Annotated in this window: 21 protein-coding genes; 7 read left to right on the top strand and 14 right to left on the bottom strand. The window is 59.1% G+C overall.

Features of this window, described 5'->3' with window-relative positions; genetic code table 11:
* Window positions 1–95: 95 nt before the first annotated feature.
* From QMX86_RS13255 to QMX86_RS13235, 5 genes are all read right to left on the bottom strand, one after another.
* On the bottom strand, window positions 96–632 hold the full coding sequence (locus QMX86_RS13255) for a C40 family peptidase (protein WP_041479547.1): 537 nt from the start codon (window positions 630–632) through the stop codon (window positions 96–98).
* A gap of 215 nt (window positions 633–847) precedes the next feature.
* On the bottom strand, window positions 848–1,465 hold the full coding sequence (locus tag QMX86_RS13250; protein ID WP_016773699.1) for an NlpC/P60 family protein: 618 nt from the start codon (window positions 1,463–1,465) through the stop codon (window positions 848–850).
* Window positions 1,466–1,656: 191 nt separating this feature from the next.
* Window positions 1,657–2,361, bottom strand: a complete 705-nt coding sequence (hda, locus tag QMX86_RS13245; RefSeq protein WP_007919828.1) for a DnaA regulatory inactivator Hda — start codon at window positions 2,359–2,361, stop codon at window positions 1,657–1,659.
* Window positions 2,362–2,567: 206 nt separating this feature from the next.
* Window positions 2,568–3,641 carry an AI-2E family transporter gene (locus tag QMX86_RS13240; protein ID WP_016773697.1) on the bottom strand — a complete coding sequence of 358 codons (1,074 nt, stop codon included), beginning with the start codon at window positions 3,639–3,641 and terminating at the stop codon, window positions 2,568–2,570.
* A 34-nt stretch (window positions 3,642–3,675) separates the two neighbouring features.
* Entirely contained in the window at window positions 3,676–4,734 is a 1,059-nt protein-coding gene (locus tag QMX86_RS13235) for a DUF2066 domain-containing protein (RefSeq protein WP_243242543.1), read from the bottom strand.
* A 373-nt stretch (window positions 4,735–5,107) separates the two neighbouring features.
* On the opposite strand from QMX86_RS13235, the gene purM reads away from it, so the two are divergent.
* From purM to QMX86_RS13220, 3 genes are read left to right on the top strand one after another with little or no spacing between them, the layout of a single operon-like run.
* The gene (gene purM / locus QMX86_RS13230; protein WP_016773695.1) at window positions 5,108–6,166 is read left to right on the top strand and encodes a phosphoribosylformylglycinamidine cyclo-ligase; all 1,059 of its coding nucleotides are present in this window, start codon (window positions 5,108–5,110) and stop codon (window positions 6,164–6,166) included.
* Window positions 6,166–6,816: a phosphoribosylglycinamide formyltransferase gene (purN, locus tag QMX86_RS13225; protein WP_282384441.1), complete on the top strand. Its 651-nt coding sequence runs from the start codon at window positions 6,166–6,168 to the stop codon at window positions 6,814–6,816. The genes purM and purN overlap by 1 nt, the downstream gene beginning before the upstream one ends.
* Window positions 6,817–6,824: 8 nt before the next feature.
* Window positions 6,825–7,538 carry a DUF3108 domain-containing protein gene (locus QMX86_RS13220; protein WP_056783915.1) on the top strand — a complete coding sequence of 238 codons (714 nt, stop codon included), beginning with the start codon at window positions 6,825–6,827 and terminating at the stop codon, window positions 7,536–7,538.
* A 240-nt stretch (window positions 7,539–7,778) separates the two neighbouring features.
* Here QMX86_RS13220 and QMX86_RS13215 read toward each other — a convergent pair whose 3' ends face one another.
* The gene (locus QMX86_RS13215; protein ID WP_282384440.1) at window positions 7,779–9,404 is read right to left on the bottom strand and encodes a methyl-accepting chemotaxis protein; all 1,626 of its coding nucleotides are present in this window, start codon (window positions 9,402–9,404) and stop codon (window positions 7,779–7,781) included.
* Window positions 9,405–9,526: 122 nt separating this feature from the next.
* Window positions 9,527–10,564 (bottom strand): amidohydrolase family protein, encoded by a 1,038-nt coding sequence (locus QMX86_RS13210; RefSeq protein ID WP_282384439.1) that lies wholly within the window; start codon window positions 10,562–10,564, stop codon window positions 9,527–9,529.
* A gap of 153 nt (window positions 10,565–10,717) precedes the next feature.
* On the opposite strand from QMX86_RS13210, the gene QMX86_RS13205 reads away from it, so the two are divergent.
* Window positions 10,718–11,134, top strand: coding sequence for an OsmC family protein (locus tag QMX86_RS13205; RefSeq protein WP_016773690.1), 417 nt, complete (start codon window positions 10,718–10,720; stop codon window positions 11,132–11,134).
* 61 nt (window positions 11,135–11,195) lie between these two features.
* Window positions 11,196–12,062, top strand: a complete 867-nt coding sequence (locus QMX86_RS13200; protein WP_130902186.1) for a pirin family protein — start codon at window positions 11,196–11,198, stop codon at window positions 12,060–12,062.
* A gap of 200 nt (window positions 12,063–12,262) precedes the next feature.
* Here QMX86_RS13200 and QMX86_RS13195 read toward each other — a convergent pair whose 3' ends face one another.
* The 4 genes from QMX86_RS13195 to QMX86_RS13180 all read right to left on the bottom strand — a co-directional run bounded on the left by QMX86_RS13195 (window position 12,263) and on the right by QMX86_RS13180 (window position 15,973).
* Window positions 12,263–12,991: a dienelactone hydrolase family protein gene (locus tag QMX86_RS13195; RefSeq protein WP_024012157.1), complete on the bottom strand. Its 729-nt coding sequence runs from the start codon at window positions 12,989–12,991 to the stop codon at window positions 12,263–12,265.
* Between the two features lie 69 nt (window positions 12,992–13,060).
* Window positions 13,061–14,965 (bottom strand): molecular chaperone HtpG, encoded by a 1,905-nt coding sequence (gene htpG, locus QMX86_RS13190; RefSeq protein ID WP_071171478.1) that lies wholly within the window; start codon window positions 14,963–14,965, stop codon window positions 13,061–13,063.
* A gap of 82 nt (window positions 14,966–15,047) precedes the next feature.
* A complete protein-coding gene (locus tag QMX86_RS13185; protein WP_071171477.1) occupies window positions 15,048–15,500 on the bottom strand; it encodes a PaaI family thioesterase in 453 nt (150 codons plus the stop codon).
* Window positions 15,497–15,973, bottom strand: a complete 477-nt coding sequence (locus QMX86_RS13180) for a PaaI family thioesterase (RefSeq protein ID WP_071171476.1) — start codon at window positions 15,971–15,973, stop codon at window positions 15,497–15,499. The genes QMX86_RS13185 and QMX86_RS13180 overlap by 4 nt, the downstream gene beginning before the upstream one ends.
* Before the next feature lie 158 nt (window positions 15,974–16,131).
* On the opposite strand from QMX86_RS13180, the gene QMX86_RS13175 reads away from it, so the two are divergent.
* Window positions 16,132–16,368, top strand: coding sequence for a hypothetical protein (locus QMX86_RS13175; protein ID WP_007959016.1), 237 nt, complete (start codon window positions 16,132–16,134; stop codon window positions 16,366–16,368).
* A gap of 61 nt (window positions 16,369–16,429) precedes the next feature.
* Here the strand turns inward: QMX86_RS13175 and QMX86_RS13170 are convergent, their stop codons facing one another.
* Complete coding sequence (locus QMX86_RS13170) at window positions 16,430–16,831, bottom strand: MAPEG family protein (protein ID WP_016773683.1); 402 nt, start codon at window positions 16,829–16,831, stop codon at window positions 16,430–16,432.
* Window positions 16,831–17,568, bottom strand: coding sequence for a DUF599 family protein (locus tag QMX86_RS13165; protein WP_016773682.1), 738 nt, complete (start codon window positions 17,566–17,568; stop codon window positions 16,831–16,833). Before QMX86_RS13165 ends, QMX86_RS13170 begins: the two co-directional genes overlap by 1 nt.
* 232 nt (window positions 17,569–17,800) lie before the next feature.
* Here QMX86_RS13165 and QMX86_RS13160 point away from each other — a divergent pair, with 232 nt between their 5' ends.
* Window positions 17,801–19,030 carry a hypothetical protein gene (locus QMX86_RS13160; RefSeq protein WP_282384438.1) on the top strand — a complete coding sequence of 410 codons (1,230 nt, stop codon included), beginning with the start codon at window positions 17,801–17,803 and terminating at the stop codon, window positions 19,028–19,030.
* A 96-nt stretch (window positions 19,031–19,126) separates the two neighbouring features.
* Here QMX86_RS13160 and brnQ read toward each other — a convergent pair whose 3' ends face one another.
* The gene (brnQ, locus tag QMX86_RS13155; RefSeq protein WP_041479558.1) at window positions 19,127–20,440 is read right to left on the bottom strand and encodes a branched-chain amino acid transport system II carrier protein; all 1,314 of its coding nucleotides are present in this window, start codon (window positions 20,438–20,440) and stop codon (window positions 19,127–19,129) included.
* Window positions 20,441–20,884: the final 444 nt, after the last annotated feature.

Here is a 20,884-nt window from a genome sequence, read left to right as displayed (position 1 = left end):
GCTCGCGAATGCGTAGTGTCAGCCTCCATTGAATTGGCTGATACACCGCTTTCGCGAGCAGGCTCGCTCCCACATTAGAATGTCTGCGATTTTTACTACGGGTTATGCGCCAGCTGCCCCGGCTGCAACACTCGCTTGGCGCTCAGATACGCCTTCTGCCAATAGGCCTTCGACAGGCTATCGAGCTTGACCGTGCCGCCAGTGGCCGGCGCATGCACGAAGCGCCCCTCACCGACGTAAATCCCCGCGTGACTGACCTGCGAGCCGCCATTGGTGGCGAAGAAGATCAGGTCGCCGGTCTGCAAGCCTTCCTTGCCGACATTCGGCGCCTGCATGACGATCATTTCGCGGGTCGAGCGTGGCAGCGAAATTCCCGCCGCGTCGCGGTAGACGAAACCGATCAGACCACTGCAATCGAAACCGGAATCTGGCGTGTTGCCGCCCCAGCGATACGGCGTACCGACCAGGCCGAGGGCACGGAACAGCACGTCTTCAGCAACGGGGGAAAAAGCCTGGGAGGGAGCGAACACGATCGGCGCGCGAACCACGGGGGCTGGCGGCGGTGTCCGGCTGGCGCAGGCGCTGAGCAGCGCGGCGCAAAGGATCAAGGTGAGGCGGGCCGACATCGTCATAAGCAGAACATCCTGATCTGGCTGCGGCTTTCTCTGCCGAATGGACAGAAACAAAACCGCCTGCGTCATCACGCAGGCGGTTTGCCATCAATATAGATTCAGGATTCTAGCGGCTACGCGGCAAACTTCAAGTAAGACTTTAACTTCACCTTGTAAAGTTTAGGTCTACTCCGTTGCCGTGCCGTTTTGTCGCCGCGAACGCAGCGACATGCAGGTTACTTGCGAGCGGTGACCACGGTCGGCGCCATAGCGAGTGCACGCTTGGCTTCGATGAAAGTCTTGCTCCAGTAGCTGTCACCCAGGCTGTCGATGCGAACACCGCCGCTGCGACGACTGCTGGAGTGAATGAACTGGTTGTCACCCAGGTAGATGCCGGCGTGACTGACACGACCGCGACGACCATTGGTGGCGAAGAACAGCAGATCACCCGGTTCAAGGTTGCTGCGCGAAACCAGTGGCGCATCAACGTTGATCATTTCGCGAGTGGAGCGCGGCAGGTTCATGCCCGCCTCTTCGCGGAACAGGTAACCGATGAAACCGCTGCAATCGAAGCCGGCTTCAGAGGTACCGCCGAAACGGTAACGGGTACCGATCAGGGACATGCCGCGTTCGAGGATGCTGTCAGCCAGTACAGGAAGCTGATAAGGCTTGCTGCCGTTGAACTGGTTGAGTTCTTTTTCGGTGTCCAGCTCTTCCTGGTAAATAACGGAAGACTGGGCAGTAGCAGAATTCTTGACCTGTTGCGGCGGCTCTTGAACCGGAGAATGAGCAGCACAACCGAATAACAGGGTAACGAGTGCGAGAGGCACGAGGGGTGCGAAGCGCTTTAGCATGGGCACGACCGTGGCTGATAGTTGTAAAGAAGCCGAGACTATGCCCGCTATCGTCCTGATTTGCAAATTCAATCGAACTTTATGTGACTTCCCGGTTTCGCGTTTACATCTAAGCGCGTAACTCGCCTGGCCGGTGGATCGCCGCAAATAAGCGGGTTTTCTGGCGCCTGAAAGCTGGCAAAAGCCCACTACTACCAGCCCAGAGTTTCCTTGAGGAAGGGAATGGTCAGCTTGCGTTGCGCTTGTAGGGACGCCTGATCAAGCTGTTCGAGCAGATCGAACAGCGCGCTCATGCTCCGCGTGCCGCGAGTGAGAATGAAGTGCCCGACTTCATCGGTCAGGTGCAGACCGCGACGGGATGCGCGCAATTGCAGCGCACGCAATTTGTCTTCATCAGAAAGTGGGCGCATCTGGAAGATCAGCGCCAGGGTCAGGCGGGATTTCAGGTCGGCGAGCTTCACTGGCAATTCGCGCGGCGAAGTGGACGCGGCAATCAACAGGCGCCGGCCGCTGTCACGCAGACGATTGAACAGATGAAACATCGCCTCTTCCCAGTCCGCCTTGCCGGCAATCACCTGCAAGTCATCCAGGCAGACCAGTTCGTACTGTTCAAGGTTGTCGAGGATTTCCACGCCGCGGTCCATCAACTCGGCCAGCGGCAGATACACCGCCGGTTCGCCCATCTGCTCGAAGCGCAGGCACGCGGCCTGCAACAGATGCGTGCGCCCGACGCCGTGTTTGCCCCACAGGTAGATCAGGCTCTCCGTCCACCCGGCGTCGGCTTCGCAGAGACGCTCGACATAGCCGAGTGCAGCGGCATTGGCGCCTGGGTAGTAGTTGATGAAGGTGGCGTCGTCACGCAGACGCACACCTAGGGGCAGCTGAATCGGTTTCATGCTGACTGAACAGTTCTCAAAGGAACCGTTAGTGGCCTCTGTGTAAAGTTGGCGAAGTTTATACCCGTGAGGCTGAGCGCACAATGCGACAGACCCCAAGCAAAATCAAAGGTTTGCGTTGACGCAGCGGTTTGATGACAGATTCTCTGGCGCCCTCGCTCGCACGAAACGGGCCAGCCCGGCCAAGCGCCGGGCCGCCCGCGCCATCACAGCTCAGGTTCGTCAACGCCGCTGTAGATCCCGGAATCCTTATACAAGTCGTGGACATGACGCACCAGCACCATGATCACCGCCGCCACCGGCAACGCCAGCAGCACGCCGGTGAAACCGAACAGCTCGCCGCCAGCGAGGATCGCGAAGATCACCGCCACCGGGTGCAGGCCGATGCGGTCTCCGACCAGGAGCGGCGTCAACACCATGCCTTCCAGTGCCTGACCGACCATGAACACCGCGACAATCCCGACCATCGGGTACAGATCGCCACCGAACTGGAACAACCCGGCGATCAATGCCGCGCCGATGCCGATGACAAAACCCATGTACGGCACGATCGCCGCGAGACCGGCAATCAGGCCGATCAACAGCCCCAGTTCCAGACCGACGATCATCAGGCCGGCGGCATAAATCACCCCCAACGCAACCATCACCAGCAACTGCCCGCGCACGAACGCGCCGAGCACTTCGTGGCACTCGCCCGCCAGCGCAACCACGCGCTCTTCGCGATCACGTGGCAGCAGGCTGCGGATCTTGCCCATCATCACGTCCCAGTCGCGCAGCAGATAGAAGCTCACCACCGGAATCAGCACCAGGTTTGCCAGCCAGCCGATCAGTGCCAGGCTCGAGGCCGTCGCCTGACTCAGCACCACGCCGACGATGTCGGTGGTCTGGCCCATGTGCTCGCTGATCGCAGCTTTGACTTTATCGAACTTCCAGAAGCCGTCCGACAGCCCCAGTTTCGCTTGCGCCCACGGCACAGCGGTGTGCTGCAACCAGTCGAGCATCTGCGGCGCCAGTTCGTACAGACGCAGCAACTGCTTGGCGAGCATCGGCACCAGCACCAGCAGCAACGCGGTGACGATCAGCGTGAACAAGGCAAACACGGCGATCACGCCCCAGGTTCGCGACAGCCCGAGCCGCTCCAGACGATCCACCAGCGGATCGAACAGATAAGCTAGCAACAACGCGACCAGAAACGGCGTGAGGATCGGGTGCAGCAACCATACAAACGCGCAAAGCAGGACTACCCCACCGAGCCAGAACCAACGCCGCGTATCGGCCATTTACCACTCCTGATGCTTCTATATAAGGAAAGACTTACCAGCGAAACCGCAACGACGGTGCCGCCGCTGCCGGGGTCGGCGCTGCGACCGCAGGCGCACCGTCAGCCGCAGGCTGGGCAGGCGCCACCGGGGCCGGCGCTTCGGCCGGCAGCTCCTGCAACTTCGCCAGCGACAATTGCGCGCGTAATTGATCGACGCTGCCATTGACCCGGTAGACGATGCGATCACCCTGCACGCTTTGCAGACGCACGCCGAACGGTTCGAGTAACCGCAGCAGCGCCGCGTAATGTTCGAGATTCATGCCCTGCACTTCCAGCGTCTGCTGACCCGACGCGCCGGGTTTGGCGACAAATCGCGGCGCCAGACGCTCGGCCACCGCAAGCATCACCGCATCGGCAACGGCGGCCTGATCGGCGCCCTGTACGCTGCCGGCCTCTTTCTGATCACCGAGCCACAAACGCCACTTCGCCTGCCACTGCCCGCCCTCTTCGCGCGCGTGCACCGCCAGCAAGGCGTCGGCGCTGTAGCGTTCCGAAGCACTGCGCAGGGGCGCCGGATCAGCGCTTTCCAGCGCAGGTGCGGTGGCGACCAGTTGCTCGCTGAGATCAGCCAGTGGCAAACGCAGTGGCAAACCGCGATGTTGTGCGGCCGTGCGCAACGTTGCGGCTGCGGTTTGACCGTCACCGACCAGGCTCGCACCTTCAGTTGAATCGTTCAGCCACCAGCCGAGGATCGACGGCCGACTCGCGCCCCACACCGGCAACCCGGCCCGGCGCAAGGCCTGCTCGGTGGTTGCCGGATCGAAGTCGACTTTCAGCACTTCCGGTGGCCCGGCGTCGAAGCCGAACTGGCTGATGATCTGCTGCGGGTCCTTGCGGATCGGCGCCAGCCCCGGGTTCTGCGCGGCTTTCGGGTCGCCGGTCAGGCGCAGCACCAAGGTATCGAGCGCCGCCTGCGTGGCGCGATCGCGCTCTTGCGGCGCCTGGCCGTTGACTGGCTGACGCACCTGATACAGCCCCTTGAGGTTTTCGGCATGGCTCGCCAGGCTGACCAGCGTCAGGCAGCCTACAAACAATAATTTACAAAAACGCATGGAAAATTCCCGTCGACAGGAGCGGCTGGAACACGCCGCGTGAACCGTTTGAGCAAGGCTGTGACCCCCACCCCTGGCAAAACATTCACACGGTGGCGGTAAGTTTTTGCACAGTCCTAACGATAGACGGTTAATCGCCACACCTTATACAGGCAGTCATACCCTGCGATTGCAAAAAATTTCCGCCGATATGGCCCTGCCCGTCGGTGCGAGGATGGCCGCTGCCCCTCAAGCCTGATAAAATCGCGCGCCTTCGCAGACCGGCAACAGCCGGGCCCCTCGAAACTCGCGTGAGGCGATCGCCCATCGAGTTCGATGTTCCCGCTGAACTCGGTCGTTACCCCCTGAATCCCCTCCCCTAAAGGCCTGGATCATGAGCAAGCAACCCTCCCTGAGCTACAAGGACGCCGGTGTAGACATCGACGCCGGTGAAGCATTGGTCGAACGCATCAAGAGCGTCGCCAAGCGCACTGCGCGCCCGGAAGTCATGGGCGGCCTGGGCGGTTTCGGCGCCCTCTGCGAAATCCCGGCCGGCTACAAGCAGCCAGTGCTGGTCTCCGGCACCGACGGCGTCGGCACCAAGCTGCGTCTGGCGCTGAACCTGAACAAGCACGACAGCATCGGCATCGACCTGGTCGCCATGTGCGTCAACGATCTGGTGGTGTGCGGCGCCGAGCCGCTGTTCTTCCTCGACTACTACGCCACCGGCAAACTGAATGTCGACACCGCTGCCCAGGTTGTCACTGGCATCGGCGCTGGCTGCGAACTGTCGGGTTGCTCGCTGGTCGGCGGCGAAACCGCTGAAATGCCAGGCATGTATGAAGGCGAAGACTACGACCTGGCCGGCTTCTGCGTCGGCGTCGTGGAAAAGGCGGAAATCATCGACGGCTCGAAAGTCGCCACCGGTGACGCGCTGATCGCCCTGCCATCGTCCGGCCCGCACTCCAATGGCTACTCGCTGATCCGCAAGATCATCGAAGTTTCCGGTGCCGACATCGAGAACACCCAGCTCGACGGCAAACCGCTGACCGACCTGCTGATGGCCCCGACCCGCATCTACGTCAAGCCACTGCTCAAGCTGATCAAGGACACTGGCGCGGTCAAGGCCATGGCCCACATCACCGGTGGCGGCCTGCTCGACAACATCCCGCGCGTACTGCCAAAAGGCGCACAAGCGGTGGTTGACGTGGCCAGCTGGACTCGCCCGGCCGTGTTCGACTGGCTGCAAGAGAAAGGCAACGTTGATGAAACCGAAATGCACCGCGTATTGAACTGCGGCGTCGGCATGGTCATCTGTGTAGCTCAGGAGCACGTTGAAGTTGCCCTGAACACCCTGCGTGACGCTGGCGAGCAGCCTTGGGTCATCGGTCAGATCGCCGTGGCCGCCGAGGGCGCTGCGCAGGTCGAGCTGAAGAACCTCAAGGCTCACTGATGCCAAAGTCCTGTGATGTCGTGGTGCTGTTGTCCGGCACCGGCAGTAACTTGCAGGCTCTGATCGACAGCACGCGGACCGGCGACAGCCCGGTCCGCATCGCTGCGGTAATTTCCAACCGCGCCGACGCCTACGGCCTGCAACGCGCCCGCGACGCGGGTATCGCCACCCGCTCGCTGGATCACAAGGCATTCGAGGGCCGCGAGGCCTTCGATGCCGCACTGATCGAACTGATCGACCAATTCAACCCCAAACTCGTGGTACTGGCCGGCTTCATGCGCATTCTCAGCGCTGATTTCGTGCGCCACTACCAGGGTCGCCTGCTCAACATCCACCCGTCGCTGCTGCCCAAATACAAAGGGTTACACACTCATCAGCGCGCGCTGGAGGCCGGCGACACGGAACATGGCTGCTCCGTGCACTTCGTCACCGAGGAACTCGATGGCGGACCACTGGTCGTACAAGCAGTATTACCGGTAGAGTTGCACGACACGCCGCATAGTCTGGCGCAACGAGTCCACGTTCAGGAACACCTGATCTACCCGATGGCAGTACGTTGGTTTGCCGAAGGCAGGCTGACACTCGGTGACCAGGGTGCTTTACTCGACGGCCAGTTACTCGCCGCCAGCGGCCACTTGATTCGACACTAGGAGATATTATGCGTCGCGCCCTGCTCTTCGCTTGCGCTCTGCTCGCCCTGCCCTTCGCGCAGGCAGCGGACCTTCAACCGTTCTCCGCCAGCTACACCGCCGACTGGAAGCAGCTGCCCATGAGCGGCACCGCCGAACGCAGCTTGACCAAGGAAGCCGACGGCGTCTGGAAGCTCAGCTTCAAGGCATCGATGATGATCGCCAGCCTGACTGAAGAAAGCACCCTGAAGCTGGACAAGGACACGCTGCTGCCGCAGTCCTACCACTTTGAACGTGGTGGTCTGGGCAAAGCGAAAAAAGCTGATCTGGACTTCGACTGGGCCAATAAACTGGTGACCGGCACCGACCGTGGCGACGCGGTGAAAATCCCGCTGAACCGCGGCATGGTCGACAAGTCGACCTACCAACTGGCGCTGCAGCACGACGTTGCCGCCGGCAAGAAAAGCATGAGCTATCAGGTCGTCGATGATGGCGAAGTCGACACCTACGACTTCCGCGTGCTGGGTTCGGAGAAGGTCGACACCAAGGCCGGCCAGATCGACGCGATCAAGGTCGAGCGCGTGCGCGATCCGACACAAAGCAAGCGCATCACCGTGCTGTGGTTCGCCAAGGACTGGGATTACCTGCTGGTGCGCCTGCAACAGGTCGAGACTGACGGCAAGGAGTACAACATCATGCTCCAGGACGGTACGGTCAACGGTAAGACTGTCAAAGGCAGCTGATCGACCGCAACAACAAAGAGCCCCGCGAATGCGGGGCTTTTGTTTATCTGTTCGATGATACTGCGCGGCGGCCCTACCCCTCACCCCAGCCCTCTCCCAAGGGAGAGGGAGCCGAGCGAGGTGTCTGCCGCTAACCATCGACCTGAGAAACCGGGTCGAATATGGATTCCAAAGCATCGCACGATTAGTCCCCTCTCCCTCCGGGAGAGGGTTAGGGTGAGGGGCTTTTGAAGGTCAAACTCACACCGAAAACCGCGCCACCATCCCGTTCAGATCCACCGCCAACTTCGACAACTCCTGACTCGCCGCACTGGTCTGATTGGCCCCTGCCGATGTCTGCATTGCCAGATCACGAATATTCATCAGGTTGCGATCCACCTCGCGCGCCACCGCTGCCTGCTGTTCCGAGGCGCTGGCGATGACCAGATTGCGCTCGTTGATCAAGGTAAACGCCGAGGCAATTTCCTCCAGGGCCGAGCCTGCGCTCTTCGCCAGCTCGAGTGTCGAGCGCGCCCTTGAGTTGCTCTGCTGCATCGAACTGACCGCCGAATCGGTGCCCTGCTGAATCCCGCCGATCATCTGCTCGATTTCCTGGGTCGACTGTTGAGTGCGATGCGCCAACGCCCGCACTTCATCTGCCACTACTGCAAAGCCACGCCCGGCATCGCCGGCGCGCGCGGCTTCGATCGCGGCGTTGAGGGCGAGCAGATTGGTTTGTTCAGCGATCGAGCGAATCACGTCCAGCACTTTACTGATGCCATGAACCTTTTGCGCCAGCGCCTCGACCTGCGCGGCATTGTTGGTGACATCGCCAGCGAGAAACTCGATCGACGTCACCGTCTGCTGCACTTGCTCGCGCCCTTGCCGGGCGATGCGGTCGGATTCGCGGGAAGCTTCAGACGTGGCCACGGCGTTGTTCGCCACCTCTTCCACCGCTGCTGTCATCTGGTTGACCGCAGTGGCGGCCTGTTCGATTTCCTGACTTTGCTGATGCAAGCCGCGAGTGGCATCTTCGGTGACGCTGCTGAGTTCTTCGGCGGCCGAGGCCAACTGGGTCGACGACTCGGAAATGCGCCGGATCGTGTCGCGCAGATTGTGCTGCATGCTTTTCAGCGCTTGCAGCAGGCGCGCCGGCTCGTCTTTGCCAGTGATGTGAATGTCACCGGTCAAATCACCGCCGGCCACGACTTCGGCGACGCTGAGCGATTGCGACAACGGCACGACAATGCTGCGCGTCAGCAGCAACGCTAGGCCGACGGTAATCAGCGCAGCCATGGCGATCATTACTGCGACCCACAGCCGCGATTGCTTGAAGACCAAGCGCGCTGCCTCAGTGGCGAGACCGGCATTTTGCTTGTTCAACTCGACCAGCTGACGCAGGGTAGCGGCGATTTCATCGGCCAGCGGGCTCATCTGATCATTAAGAATCGCCGAAGCGTCTGCCACCCGATTCTGCGCTGACAGCTGTAGGACTTGTGCTTGAAGCTCAAGGTATTTGTGCTCGGTGCCCTTGAAGCGTTCGAACAATACGCGCTCTTCCGGCAAAACGATCAACGCGTCATAACGCTGCTGCGCTTCGCTCAAGCCACTGCGCAGTTCGTCGAGCTTGGCGACATTCTGCTCCAGTGCCTTGGGGTCACGGTTGAGCAACAGGCGCATGGTCAGTGCACGCAGACGCAGCATGTCCTGACTCATCTCCCCCACCGCCATCACGCTTGGCAGCCAGTTGTTGTCGACTTCATCGGACTGCGCTCGCATGTTCGACATTTGCAGCAAGGCGAACGCGCCAAGGGCAAACACCATCAGGGCCAGCAGGCCAAAACCGAGACCGGCACGCGGGGCAATATTGAGACTACGGATATTCATCACTCTGGCTCCTTCCAAAAGCGCTGCATCAGCCTGCAGCGGGTTGCTTTAGAAGGTATCGGCATTGCCCTGAAATTGCGTAAGACGAAAAAGCGATAGGCAGACGAGTGGCTAGTCCGAACTCATGGCTTTGACGTTTCAGCGCGGACCGGCGGGTTTACAGTGTTGCGCGGCAATATCGCCAGGAAGTTATCCCGCGCGACTTTGCGCGCCACCGCCTCCGGCAGCGCATCGAGAAACGGCTTGTAGCTGTGCATTTCCTCACCGAGCTTGTTGAACCGTCCTACTACGTCTGAGCCGAGCATGAAGCGCTCGGGATACTTTTCCACCAGCGCCAGCCATTCGGCGCGGGGCTTGCCCTGCTCGTCCAGCAAGTACGGCGTGAGCATGCTCCACGACAGGTCGATAAACAGATTCGGATAAGCCTCAAGCATGCGCGTCAGGGTTGGCAGGAGAAACGGCAACTGGGTCTGATGCCGATGAATCTCGGCGCTGGTGCCGGCGTGCGCCCAGATGAATCGCGTGTGCGGATGATTGCGCAGCGGCTCTTCGACCTCCTTCAGGTACAGCGGATTTCTCTCACGCTTGGAAGTGATGTTGGAATGCAGCATCACCGGCAGATCATTTTCCGCGGCGAGGTGATAGATCTTGGTCATCGCCTCGTTGTTGGCCCGGGGTGTGTCGCCGGAGGTCAGCGCGGTCAGGTCATCGTGCCGGGTGAACACCTCGCCAATGCCCTGCCAAAGTCCCGGGTACAGGTCGAGCATGCGCTGAATGTGCGCGGCGGAATTCTTGTCATTGGGATTGAAGCCGGACAGGAACGGATGAAAGTACTGGCGCTGCTCCGGCGCAAGCTTTTCCACCGCGTCGGCAATGATCACATCGGTGGCGCTGTACCAATAGGCATCGGCGTCATCACCGGCGTAATAACGCGGGCGCTTGGGTTCGTCTTCATGCCATTTCTTCGCCACGGGAATCCCGGAAATCATCACGTGCTCGATGGAATTTTCTTTCATGGCCGTGAGCAATTTCTGCATGCCGGCGCTTTCCTGGAAAAAATCCACGTAATGCAGGTGCGCATCGCTGTAAGTGTATTCGCGGGCACTGGCGCTGCCAGCGAACAGCAGCAGACAGGCAAGACTCAGACGAGACAAGGACACAAGTAATCTCCGGCAGATGGGCATAGCCTAGACCGCGCCCGAACGACAAGGGTTCATCCCTGCCGAAAAGCGGAACGCCCACTGCCGGGAATGCTCTATAACTGCAAGGTCTGCTTTGATCGAACGATTTTTCCTGCCGCCTGTGAGGTTTCCATGACTGTTACCGTCAATACCGTCTCCGCCGAAGGTTTTCGTCACACCGTCCAGATCGACGACCACGAATTGTTTGCCGATGTACCGAAAACCGCCGGGGGTGAAGGCACCGCGCCAGAGCCACACGATTACTTCGACGCTGCGCTGGGCGCCTGCAAAGCGCTGACCGTGAAAATGTATGCGAAGAAAAAAGACATCCCGCTGACCGGCGTGGGAGTCGAAGTGAAGCGCGACAACAGCCAGGAACAGAAAGGCAAATACGCCCTGCATGTCACCCTGACGCTCAAAGGCGTGCTGACTGACGCCCAGCGCGAGGAACTGCTGCGTGTGGCCGATCGCTGCCCGATTCACAAATTGATGACCACCAGCGAAGTCAGCATCGAAACCCACGCACCACAAGGCTTCGACAGCCAATAATCCTCCCGATGCCAGCGGCGGGTTATGCTTCTGGCATCACCCGCTCAGCCTGGAATGCACCATGGACACGCCACTCCTGATCATCCGCCCGCGCGCCGAAGACGTCGAAGGCCAGCCGATTCTGCGCCCGCTGCCGTCAGCCAAATGCCGCAATGTCGGACCTTTCGTGTTTTTCGACCACATGCTCGAAACGATTTATCCGACGGGCAAAGGTATGGACATCCGACAGCATCCGCACATTGGTCTGTCGACGCTTACCTATCTGTTCGAAGGGCAATTGCAGCACAAGGACAGTCTGGGCTCCGATCAAGTGGTCGGCGCCGGCGATGTCAGCTGGATGACCGCTGGCAGCGCCATCGCCCACGTCGAGCGCACGCCTGCGCCACTGCTCGCCGAGACCTTCACCCTGCACGGCCTGCAAGTCTGGCTGGCCTCGCCCAAGGCACACGAACAGGGCCCGGGGCATTACAGCCATCACCCGGCAGCGACGTTGCCGGTCAGCGATAACCTTGGCGTGCAGATTCGCATGATTGCCGGGTCAGGCTTTTGCCTGGAATCGCCGGTGCCGGTGCTTTCTCCTACGTTGTATGCGGAAGTGAAGATGCAGACCGCGACCACATTGCTGATTCCGGCCGAGCATGAAGAACGCGCGGTGTATGTGTTGAGCGGGGATGCGCAGTTGAACGGCGAGGCGATCGAGCCGCATGCGCTGGTGGTGTTGCCAGCCGGCGAAGAGATGAGCCTGTTTGCCGAAAGCGATGTGCACGCGGTGGTGTTCGGCGGCGCGGCGCTGGACGGTCCGAGGCGGATCAACTGGAATTTTGTTGCCAGTGATCCGGCGGCGATTGATGAGGCACGGCGCAAGTGGGCGGCCAAGGATTGGCCGACGGTGCCGGGGGAAGTCGAGCGGATCGAATTACCGCGCTAGGCCGCTTACCCTCACCCCAGCCCTCTCCCAGAGGGAGAGGGAGCCGACCGAGGCGTCTTGCGTTATACATCGACCTGAAAAATCTCGGCGATTATGGATTCGCCTATTCACGTTCAGGTCGACGCCACTCCCGAGCCCCCCAATCAGTCCCCTCTCCCTCCGGGAGAGGGCTAGGGTGAGGGGCTTTTCGCTTTTCGCTTTTAACCGTTGAACACTTCATCCAGCAGATCATGCATCGACTTGAACGCGCGCTTGGCGGTCTTTTCGTCGTACATCATCTTGCCCGGTACGTTGGCATGCGGATCGGTAAACGAGTGCACCGCACCGCCATAGCTGAGCAGTTGCCAGTCGACCTTCGCCGCGTTCATTTCCTCTTCGAACGCTGGCAGTTGCTCCTTCGGCACCAACGGATCGGATGCGCCATGCAGCACCAGCACCGAGCCCTTGATGTTCTGCGCATCCGCCGGGTTCGGCGAATCCAGTGTGCCGTGGAACGACACCGCCGCTTTTACCGGCGCGCCGGTGCGGGCCAGGTCCAGCGCACAGCAACCACCGAAACAGAAACCGAACACCGCCAGTTTCGAAGTATCCACCGTGGCTTCGCCCTGGCTCTGCAATTGCTCGAAAGCCACTTGCAGACGTTTGCGCAACAGCGCGCGGTCGTCCTTGAGCGGCATCATCGCTGCCAGCGCCTCATCAGCGTTCTGCGGACGTACGCTCTGGCCGTAGACATCCGCGATCAGCACCACGTAACCCTTGGCCGCTACCGCTTTGGCGATGTCTTCGGCACCGGCGCTGACGCCCATCCAGTTCGGCGCCATCAGCAAACCCGGGCGCGCAGCCTTGTGCTCGGCGTCGAACGCCAGGCGACCTTCATAGGCCTGGCCGTCAATCTGATAGACCACGGAACGTACAGTGACTTGGCTCATTTCTGACTCCTGATTGAGTAAACACCAGAACGAAAAAACCCGCCGAAGCGGGTTTTTCCTACAACGTGATCAAACCGACAGTTCAACCAGCAGCTTGTTCAGCCGGCGCACGTAAGCGGCCGGATCCTTCAAGCTGTCGCCAGCCGCCAGGGCAGCCTGATCGAAGAGGATGTGCGACAGGTCGCCAAAACGCTCTTCGCTCTGCTCGCCATCGAGTTTCTCGATCAGCGGGTGGCTCGGGTTGAATTCGAAGATCGGTTTCGAATCCGGGACTTTCTGCCCGCTGGCTTCGAGGATCTGGCGCATTTGCAGGCCCAGGTCCTGTTCGCCGATGGCCAGAATGGCCGGCGAATCGGTCAGACGATGGGATACGCGGACTTCAGCCACGGAATCACCCAGAGCAGTTTTCAGACGCTCGACCAGGCCTTCTTTGGACTTGGCGACTTCTTCTGCGGCTTTCTTGTCCTCTTCCGAGTCCAGGTTGCCCAGATCGAGGTCACCGCGCGCCACGTCGACAAACGTCTTGCCGTCGAATTCGCTGAGGTAGCTCATCAGCCACTCGTCGATGCGATCGGTCAGCAGCAGCACTTCGATGCCTTTCTTGCGGAAGACTTCCAGGTGCGGGCTGTTCTTGACCTGCGCGTAGGTTTCGCCGGTGAGGTAGTAGATCTTGTCCTGACCTTCCTTGGCGCGGGCCAGGTAGTCAGCCAGACCGACAACCTGCTCGCCGTCGTCGCCCTGGGTCGATGCGAAACGCAGCAGACCGGCAATTTTCTCTTTGTTGGCGAAGTCTTCTGCCGGGCCTTCTTTCATGACCTGACCGAAGTTTTTCCAGAAGCCCTTGTATTGCTCAGGCTCGTTCTTCGCCAGTTTTTCCAGCATGTCGAGCACACGCTTGGTCAGCGCGGTTTTCATCGAGTCGATGATCGGGTCTTTCTGCAGGATCTCACGCGACACGTTCAGCGACAGGTCGTTGGAATCGACCACGCCTTTGATGAAGCGCAGGTACAGCGGCAGGAACGACTCGGCCTGATCCATCACAAACACACGCTGCACGTACAGCTTCAGGCCTTTCGGCGCTTCACGCTGGTACAGATCGAACGGCGCGCGGGCCGGCACGTACAGCAGCGAGCTGTACTCAAGCTTGCCTTCAACCTTGTTGTGGCTCCACGACAGCGGATTTTCGAAGTCGTGAGCGATGTGTTTGTAGAACTCCTGGTATTCCTCGTCTTTGACTTCAGTGCGCGGACGGGTCCACAGGGCGCTGGCACGGTTGACGGTTTCCCATTCAACGGCTGGGGCCTCTTCGCCTTCGGCCGGAGTGACTTCCTTCGGCAGTTCGATCGGCAAAGCGATGTGGTCGGAGTACTTCTTGATAATGTTGCGCAGACGCCAGCCATCCGCGAATTCGTCTTCGCCGGATTTCAGGTGCAGGACGATGCGGGTGCCGCGCTCTGGCTTGTCGATGGTGGCGACTTCGAACTCGCCCTCGCCTTTCGACGACCAGTGCACGCCTTCGCTGGCGGCAGTGCCGGCGCGACGGCTGTAAACGTCAACCTTGTCGGCGACGATGAAGGCCGAATAGAAGCCGACACCGAACTGGCCGATGAGGTGCGAATCTTTCTTCTGATCGCCGGACAGGTTTTTCATGAAATCGGCGGTGCCGGATTTGGCGATGGTACCCAGGTGGGTGATCACATCGTCACGGTTCATGCCGATACCGTTGTCTTCGAGGGTGACGGTCTTGGCGTCCTTGTCGAAGCTCACACGGATTTTCAGGTCAGCACCACCTTCGAGCAACTCAGGCTTGGCCAGGGCTTCGAAGCGCAGCTTGTCGACAGCGTCAGAGGCGTTCGAGATCAATTCGCGAAGGAAAATTTCCTTATTCGAATACAGCGAATGGATCATGAGGTGCAGCAGCTGCTTTACCTCGGTCTGGAAGCCCAGGGTTTCCTTTTGAGTTTCCACACTCATGGTCATCAAACTCCAATCAGATGGCAGTGGCCGCGACCCGAAATGGTCTGCGGCGGGTTGTCATCTGAGTTGGGGGCGCTGTTCAGGATTTCAAGGGCTCATCAATTTTGAAGTGCGCGCGGGCGGTGGCGATCGGTTCGGCCTCGGTACTCTGCCAGGCAGTGACCGCTACGTTAGCGACGCGACGGCCCTGACGGCAGACCTGACACCTGGCCCAGGTGTCGCGAAACTGCCCGGCGCGCAGGTAATCGAGGGAAAAATCGATGATCTTCGGCACACCCGGCGTGCCGGTGAAAATCAGCAAATGCAGGGCTGCGGCCAGCTCCATGAAGCCGGCAATCACTCCGCCATGGATCGCCGGCAATAAAGGGTTACCAATGTTGTCCTTGTTCGCCGGCAGTTTGAACAGCAACTCATCGCCGACTCGCGAGCACTCGATACCGATCAGCCCGGCATAAGGAATCAGTGCCAGCAGCGGCGTGTAATCGCCCTGTGCATGGGCCTGTTGCAGCTGCTCCCTGAGTTCGTTGCTCATTGGCTCGCTCCCTTGATCGCGCCCGCGAAACCCTTGCTGCCCTTCAGACCGGTGCCCATGCGCATGAATGTGCCGACGACGTGGGCAATCGGTTGCTCGGGATCGTCCTGGTAAGCAAAACCACGGGCAAAGATAACGTCGGTGGTGACGCGATAGCACTGGGCAAAGCCGTACACCGCTTTGTTCGGTTCAGCGGCGTGCATGTAGTCGATGCGCAGATCGAGGGTCGGACAGACTTCGAACTCCGGCAGCACGCACAGGGTCGACATGCCGCAGGCGGTGTCCATCAGCGAAGTGATGGCGCCGCCATGAATGACTCCGGTTTCGGGATTGCCGACGATTTTTTCGCTGTACGGCAGGATCACCGTCAGCCCTTCGCTGGAGGCACTGTGCACCTGCAAACCCAAGACCTGACAGTGGCGCAATGCCGATAAAAAGCGCGTCGCGCGCTCAAAAACGGGGTTTTCGGCCATGTGATAATTACTCGCGTTTGGGCCTTGTGCCAGTAGTGAGAAAAGCGGCAAAAGTTCCGTGATAAAACAAACTTATATATCTGAAACAATTGAGGAACTTAACCCGTAGCGCCGAGTTCTTAAGGCCAGTAGTTATTTTCCATAAGGAGATACACCCCATGCGTAAGACTTTAGCTATTGCCTTGATGTTGACCGCTTCCCTCGGTCTCGCTGCCTGCGATAAAAAATCCGAGGACAAAGCTCAAGATGCCAACCAACATGCTGAGCAAGCTCAGCAAGACATGAACAAAGCTCAGGATAAAGTGAACGACGCAGCAAAAGAAAACGCCGAAGCTGCCAAAGCTCAGGCTGAATCGAACGCCGCTGCTCAAGAAGAAGCCGCCAAAAAGCAATAAGCTTTCTGGTGTGAAAGAAAACCCGCCAAGTGCGGGTTTTCTTTTGCCTGCGATTTACCGGTTAGAGCAACACGGTTCTAAAAGTCGGACTAATCATCAGCAACAACGAACAGATGAAGCCAACTAGCCACATCAGGCTGCGCAACTTCGCCAGATCCGCCAGATAGAACCACAGATAGAACACTCGCGAGATCACGAAGATGATCGCCAGCGCATCGATCAGCCAACCCGCGGTTTGCGTGGTGTGCGCCATCAGCACACCGACCGCGAACAGAATGAAGGCTTCGATGCTGTTCTGATGGGCCGCCAGCGCCCTCGCACCGAAGCCGGTCAACTGCGCCTGCTGCTGCCGAGGCAAGTGATTGTCATACCCGCCCTGCTCTTTCATGGCCTTGGCCACCGGCATGCGCGCCACGTAGATCAATAAAGCACTGATAAACACACACCAGAACGGAATACTCATCAAACAGCCTCTTTGTTTGCCTCAGGGACGGGCGCCTCTGTAGGGGTATAGACCATGACATCGAGAACGTCGGAATGAAACTCGCGGCGATACAAAACCACCACGACTCCCGCGCTCATGATCATGAACAGCCACGGGCTGACGAACCACGCCAGCATGCTCATGCCGAAGTAATAAGAACGCAGGCCGAAGTTGAACTGGTTGGCCGCCATCGAAATCACCCGCGCCGCCCGTGAAGCGAAGGCCTTGCGTTCCTGCTCGGTCACTTGGCGCTCGCCGATCATCGGCGCTGAACCGACCAGAATCGCCGCGAAGTTGTATTGGCGCATGCACCAGCTGAACGTGAAGAACGCATAGACGAACACCAGTGCCAGGCACAGCAACTTGATCTCCGACATGCCCTGCGACGCCTGCTGCACCATCGGAATATCCGCCAACAACGACACGGCTCGGTCGGACGCACCGAGCACGGTGAGAATACCGGCGAGGATGATCAGCGTGCTGGAGGCGAAAAACGAGGCGTTGCGCTCCAGATTGCCGATCACGCTGGCATCGGCGATGCGGTTGTCACGCAGCAGCATGCGGCGCATCCAGTCTTCGCGGTAAAGGTGCAACACGCTGGCCAGACACGCCGTATCACGGGCCTTCCAGGTGGCATAACGGGTGTAACCGCCCCAGCAGACGACAAACCAGACGGCGGCGAGCAGGTGGATCAGATTGGCTTGGATGAACGACATTCGTTGTCCTGAGCAAGAGGAATGATGGAGGGAACCCTTCGTTTCGACGTGTTGGCTCGTAAAAAGACACGCTCATTGAAGAGTCAAATTTATTCAAAATAGACCGCAGCTATCAGTTTTCAGAGGCTTATACCTGTCAACTCTGACAGTAGCGCTGAGGGTATGGCGAGGCATAAGGTCGTTTTCTCAAACGGGAACACTGACCGCTCCCCTATCAGACAAGGATTTGAGCATGACACCTTTGAACGCTGCGCTGCCCATTGACACAACGTTTGGCAACCGGGGGTACGCCGAGTCATTTGCTGCGGGAAGCCAAGCTTTGAACATCGCAGGCTTGCGCCCGGATGGAAAGATCCTTCTCGTGGGACAAACTTTTGTAGAGGGCAAGGCCAGTTTTCATTTGGCGCAATTACTGGCAGACGGTACTAACGATACTGGCTTCAACGAAAACGGTTTGATCGTAGGTACGTTTACAGGTTCGGGACAAGCCAGCGGAACTGGCGCCTGTCTTTATAAAGACGGCAAGGCGCTGCTTTTTGGGTATCAATATGATGAGGACCAAGGGACCCGATTTGCGCTTGCCAGATTCTTCGCTGATGGTGAAAGAGATCGCGATTTCGGTCCCGATGGGACGGTTTACGTCCCTTTCCTGCCACAGTCCGAATCGCAATTGCCAAAACCGGAAGCTTCCATCAAGTCGCAATCCAGAACCAGGTTAGTACTGACTGCTGATGAAAAAATACTCGTCGGTCAAAGCAACCGATTGTTCAGACTTGATCAGAAAGGAGATTTCGATACCGCTTTCAACAACAAAGGCTGGCTGGATCTTGCAATGGGCATTGCTTCTATTTCAGTGGCAGAGGATGGAGTAATCACAGTCGCAGGTTCGAGGGCTGGAGAAGGAAAGATTGTGCGCCTGAACGTCGATGGAACGCCCCATAAAGACTTCGGCGATGATGGCACCGGGACCGTCTACATTCCATCGGATTACCCGGCCAGCGTACGAAGCCTGATGTTACGTGCTGACGGCAGCTTCTTTGTTGCTGGCCAGGTCGACACATCGCCTGACGACGTTTGGGGTAAAGGACGTAAAGCAATGATGGCCGCGTACAACCCGAACGGTAGACCAAATCTCGCATTCAATCAGGGTAAGCCTGTAGTCACTGATCTTGGATTAACCGACGGTTGCACTTTGTTCGATCTGAGTGGGGAGCCTGAGGATGGCTTGGTTGTGGTGGGGAGTACAGGGCAAATAACCAGGGAGCAAATGCTTGCCTGCCGCTATCTGGCAACGGGTGAACTGGACACAACCTTTGGAGATGGCAAGGGATACGTAACTCACTCTATGGGGCCCGGTATGCAATGGATCTCGGTGGCAGTGCAGCCCGACAAGCGAATACTCCTGAGCCGTGACAGCGACAACGTCAATGTGGGAGCTCTGGTCGTACGTTATCTGGGCTGAGGATTATCAGCTCTGATAAAAAATGCCCCGTATCGATTGATACGGGGCATTTCTGTTTAACCGGGGCTGACCCACTTGTGGCGGGTCCGAACCCCGTCAGGCAGTGACTTCGCTGCGCTTGCCCAGCAGGCGATCACAGACCACGGCGACCACCAGGGTCATCACGCACGGCACCAGCCACGCCAGACCCTGCTCGCTCAGCGGCAGATGGGTCAGCTGAGTTGGCATCCAGTCGGCCAGACCAGCGCCTTTCAAGGCGTCGATGGTGCCGAACAGGAACGACACCAGCATCACCGGGCCAAGAATGCGCCCGTGCTCATGCCAGAAATCCTTGCAGAAGCTCAGTGCGACCAGAACGATGCACGGCGGGTAGATCGCGGTGAGTACTGGAATCGAGAAAGCAATCAGCTTGGTCAGACCAAGGTTGGAGACCAGCAGCGAGAACGCTGCGAGGATAATCACCAGCGTCTTGTAGGACAGTGGCAGCACACGGCTGAAGTACTCAGCACAGGCACAGGTCAGACCGACCGCCGTGACCAGACACGCCAGCGAGATCAGCACCGCAAGGAAACCGCTGCCCAGCGAACCGAAGGTGTGCTGCACGTAGGCATGCAACACCGCCGCGCCGTTGGTGGCGCCGACCGCGACTTCATGGCTGCCGGACCCGAGGCGGAACAGGCTGACGTAGACCAGTGCCAGACCCACGCCGGCAATCAGCCCGGCAATGATCGCGTAACGGGTGATCAGCGCTGGCGACTCGACGCCACGGGAGCGGATCGCGTTGACGATAACGATGCCGAATACCAGTGCGCCGAGGGTATCCATGGTCAGGTAACCATTGATGAAGCCTTGGGAAAACGGTGCCGCCACATACTCTGGAGTGCCGTGACCGATGTCACCCGCCGGCAAGGCGAACGCGGCGATGCCCAGTACTGCCAGCGCAATGATTTTCAGCGGCGCGAGGAAGCGGCCCACGGTATCCAGCAAACGCCCAGGGTAGAGCGAAATGAAGAACACCAGCAGGAAGTACACCGAGCTGTAGAGGAACAGCGCCAGCGGGCTCTCGCCGGTCAACGGCGCCAGACCCACTTCGAAGGATACGGTCGCGGTACGCGGAGTGGCGAACAGCGGACCCACAGCCAGATAGCATGCCGCCGCGAGGATACCGCCGGCGATCTTGCCGATCGGGCTGCTCAGCGCATCCATCGCGCCGCCGACCTTGGCCAGCGCCACCACAGTGACTACCGGCAAACCTACGGCGGTTATCAGAAAGCCCAGCGCGGCCATCCAGACGTGAGGTCCGGCCTGCAAGCCGACGATCGGCGGGAAAATGATGTTACCGGCCCCGACAAACAGGGCAAACGTCATAAAACCAAGTGCCAGGATGTCCTGACCTTTCAAAACTTTCATTAAGGTAATACCACACTACTGAAATCGGAATTTAGAGGGGGATTGCCCTGTTGGATTAGGGAAATGCTGTCGATCCGTATGGGACTGACCCTTAAAGCGCGTGGCTGCCTTGTGGGCGGCGGACGCAAAAATGGCGGCCAGCCTAACGAATTTGGCGGACAAACGCACTGTTGGAGGGCGAACTATCCGATACGCGACGTTTCCGTGTCGCGTTTACATATCTATTTTTCATACAGAGAACACGTATTCATCACAGCAAACCTGTGGCGAGGGGATTTATCCCCGTTGGACTGCGCAGCAGTCCCAAAGAATCCTAGCTGGAACTGCCTGACTGATCATGGACGCTGGCATGGGGGCCGCTTCGCAGCCCAGCGGGGATAAATCCCCTCGCCAAAACAGCGCTCAAAATTCTCATACGCCAGAAACGACAAAGGCCACCCGAAG

This window comes from Pseudomonas sp. PS01270 (assembly GCF_029959775.1).
GTDB lineage: Bacteria > Pseudomonadota > Gammaproteobacteria > Pseudomonadales > Pseudomonadaceae > Aquipseudomonas > Aquipseudomonas atacamensis.
The sequence above is the reverse complement of the archived record's forward strand: the minus strand, read 5'-3'. Positions and strand labels throughout refer to the sequence as shown.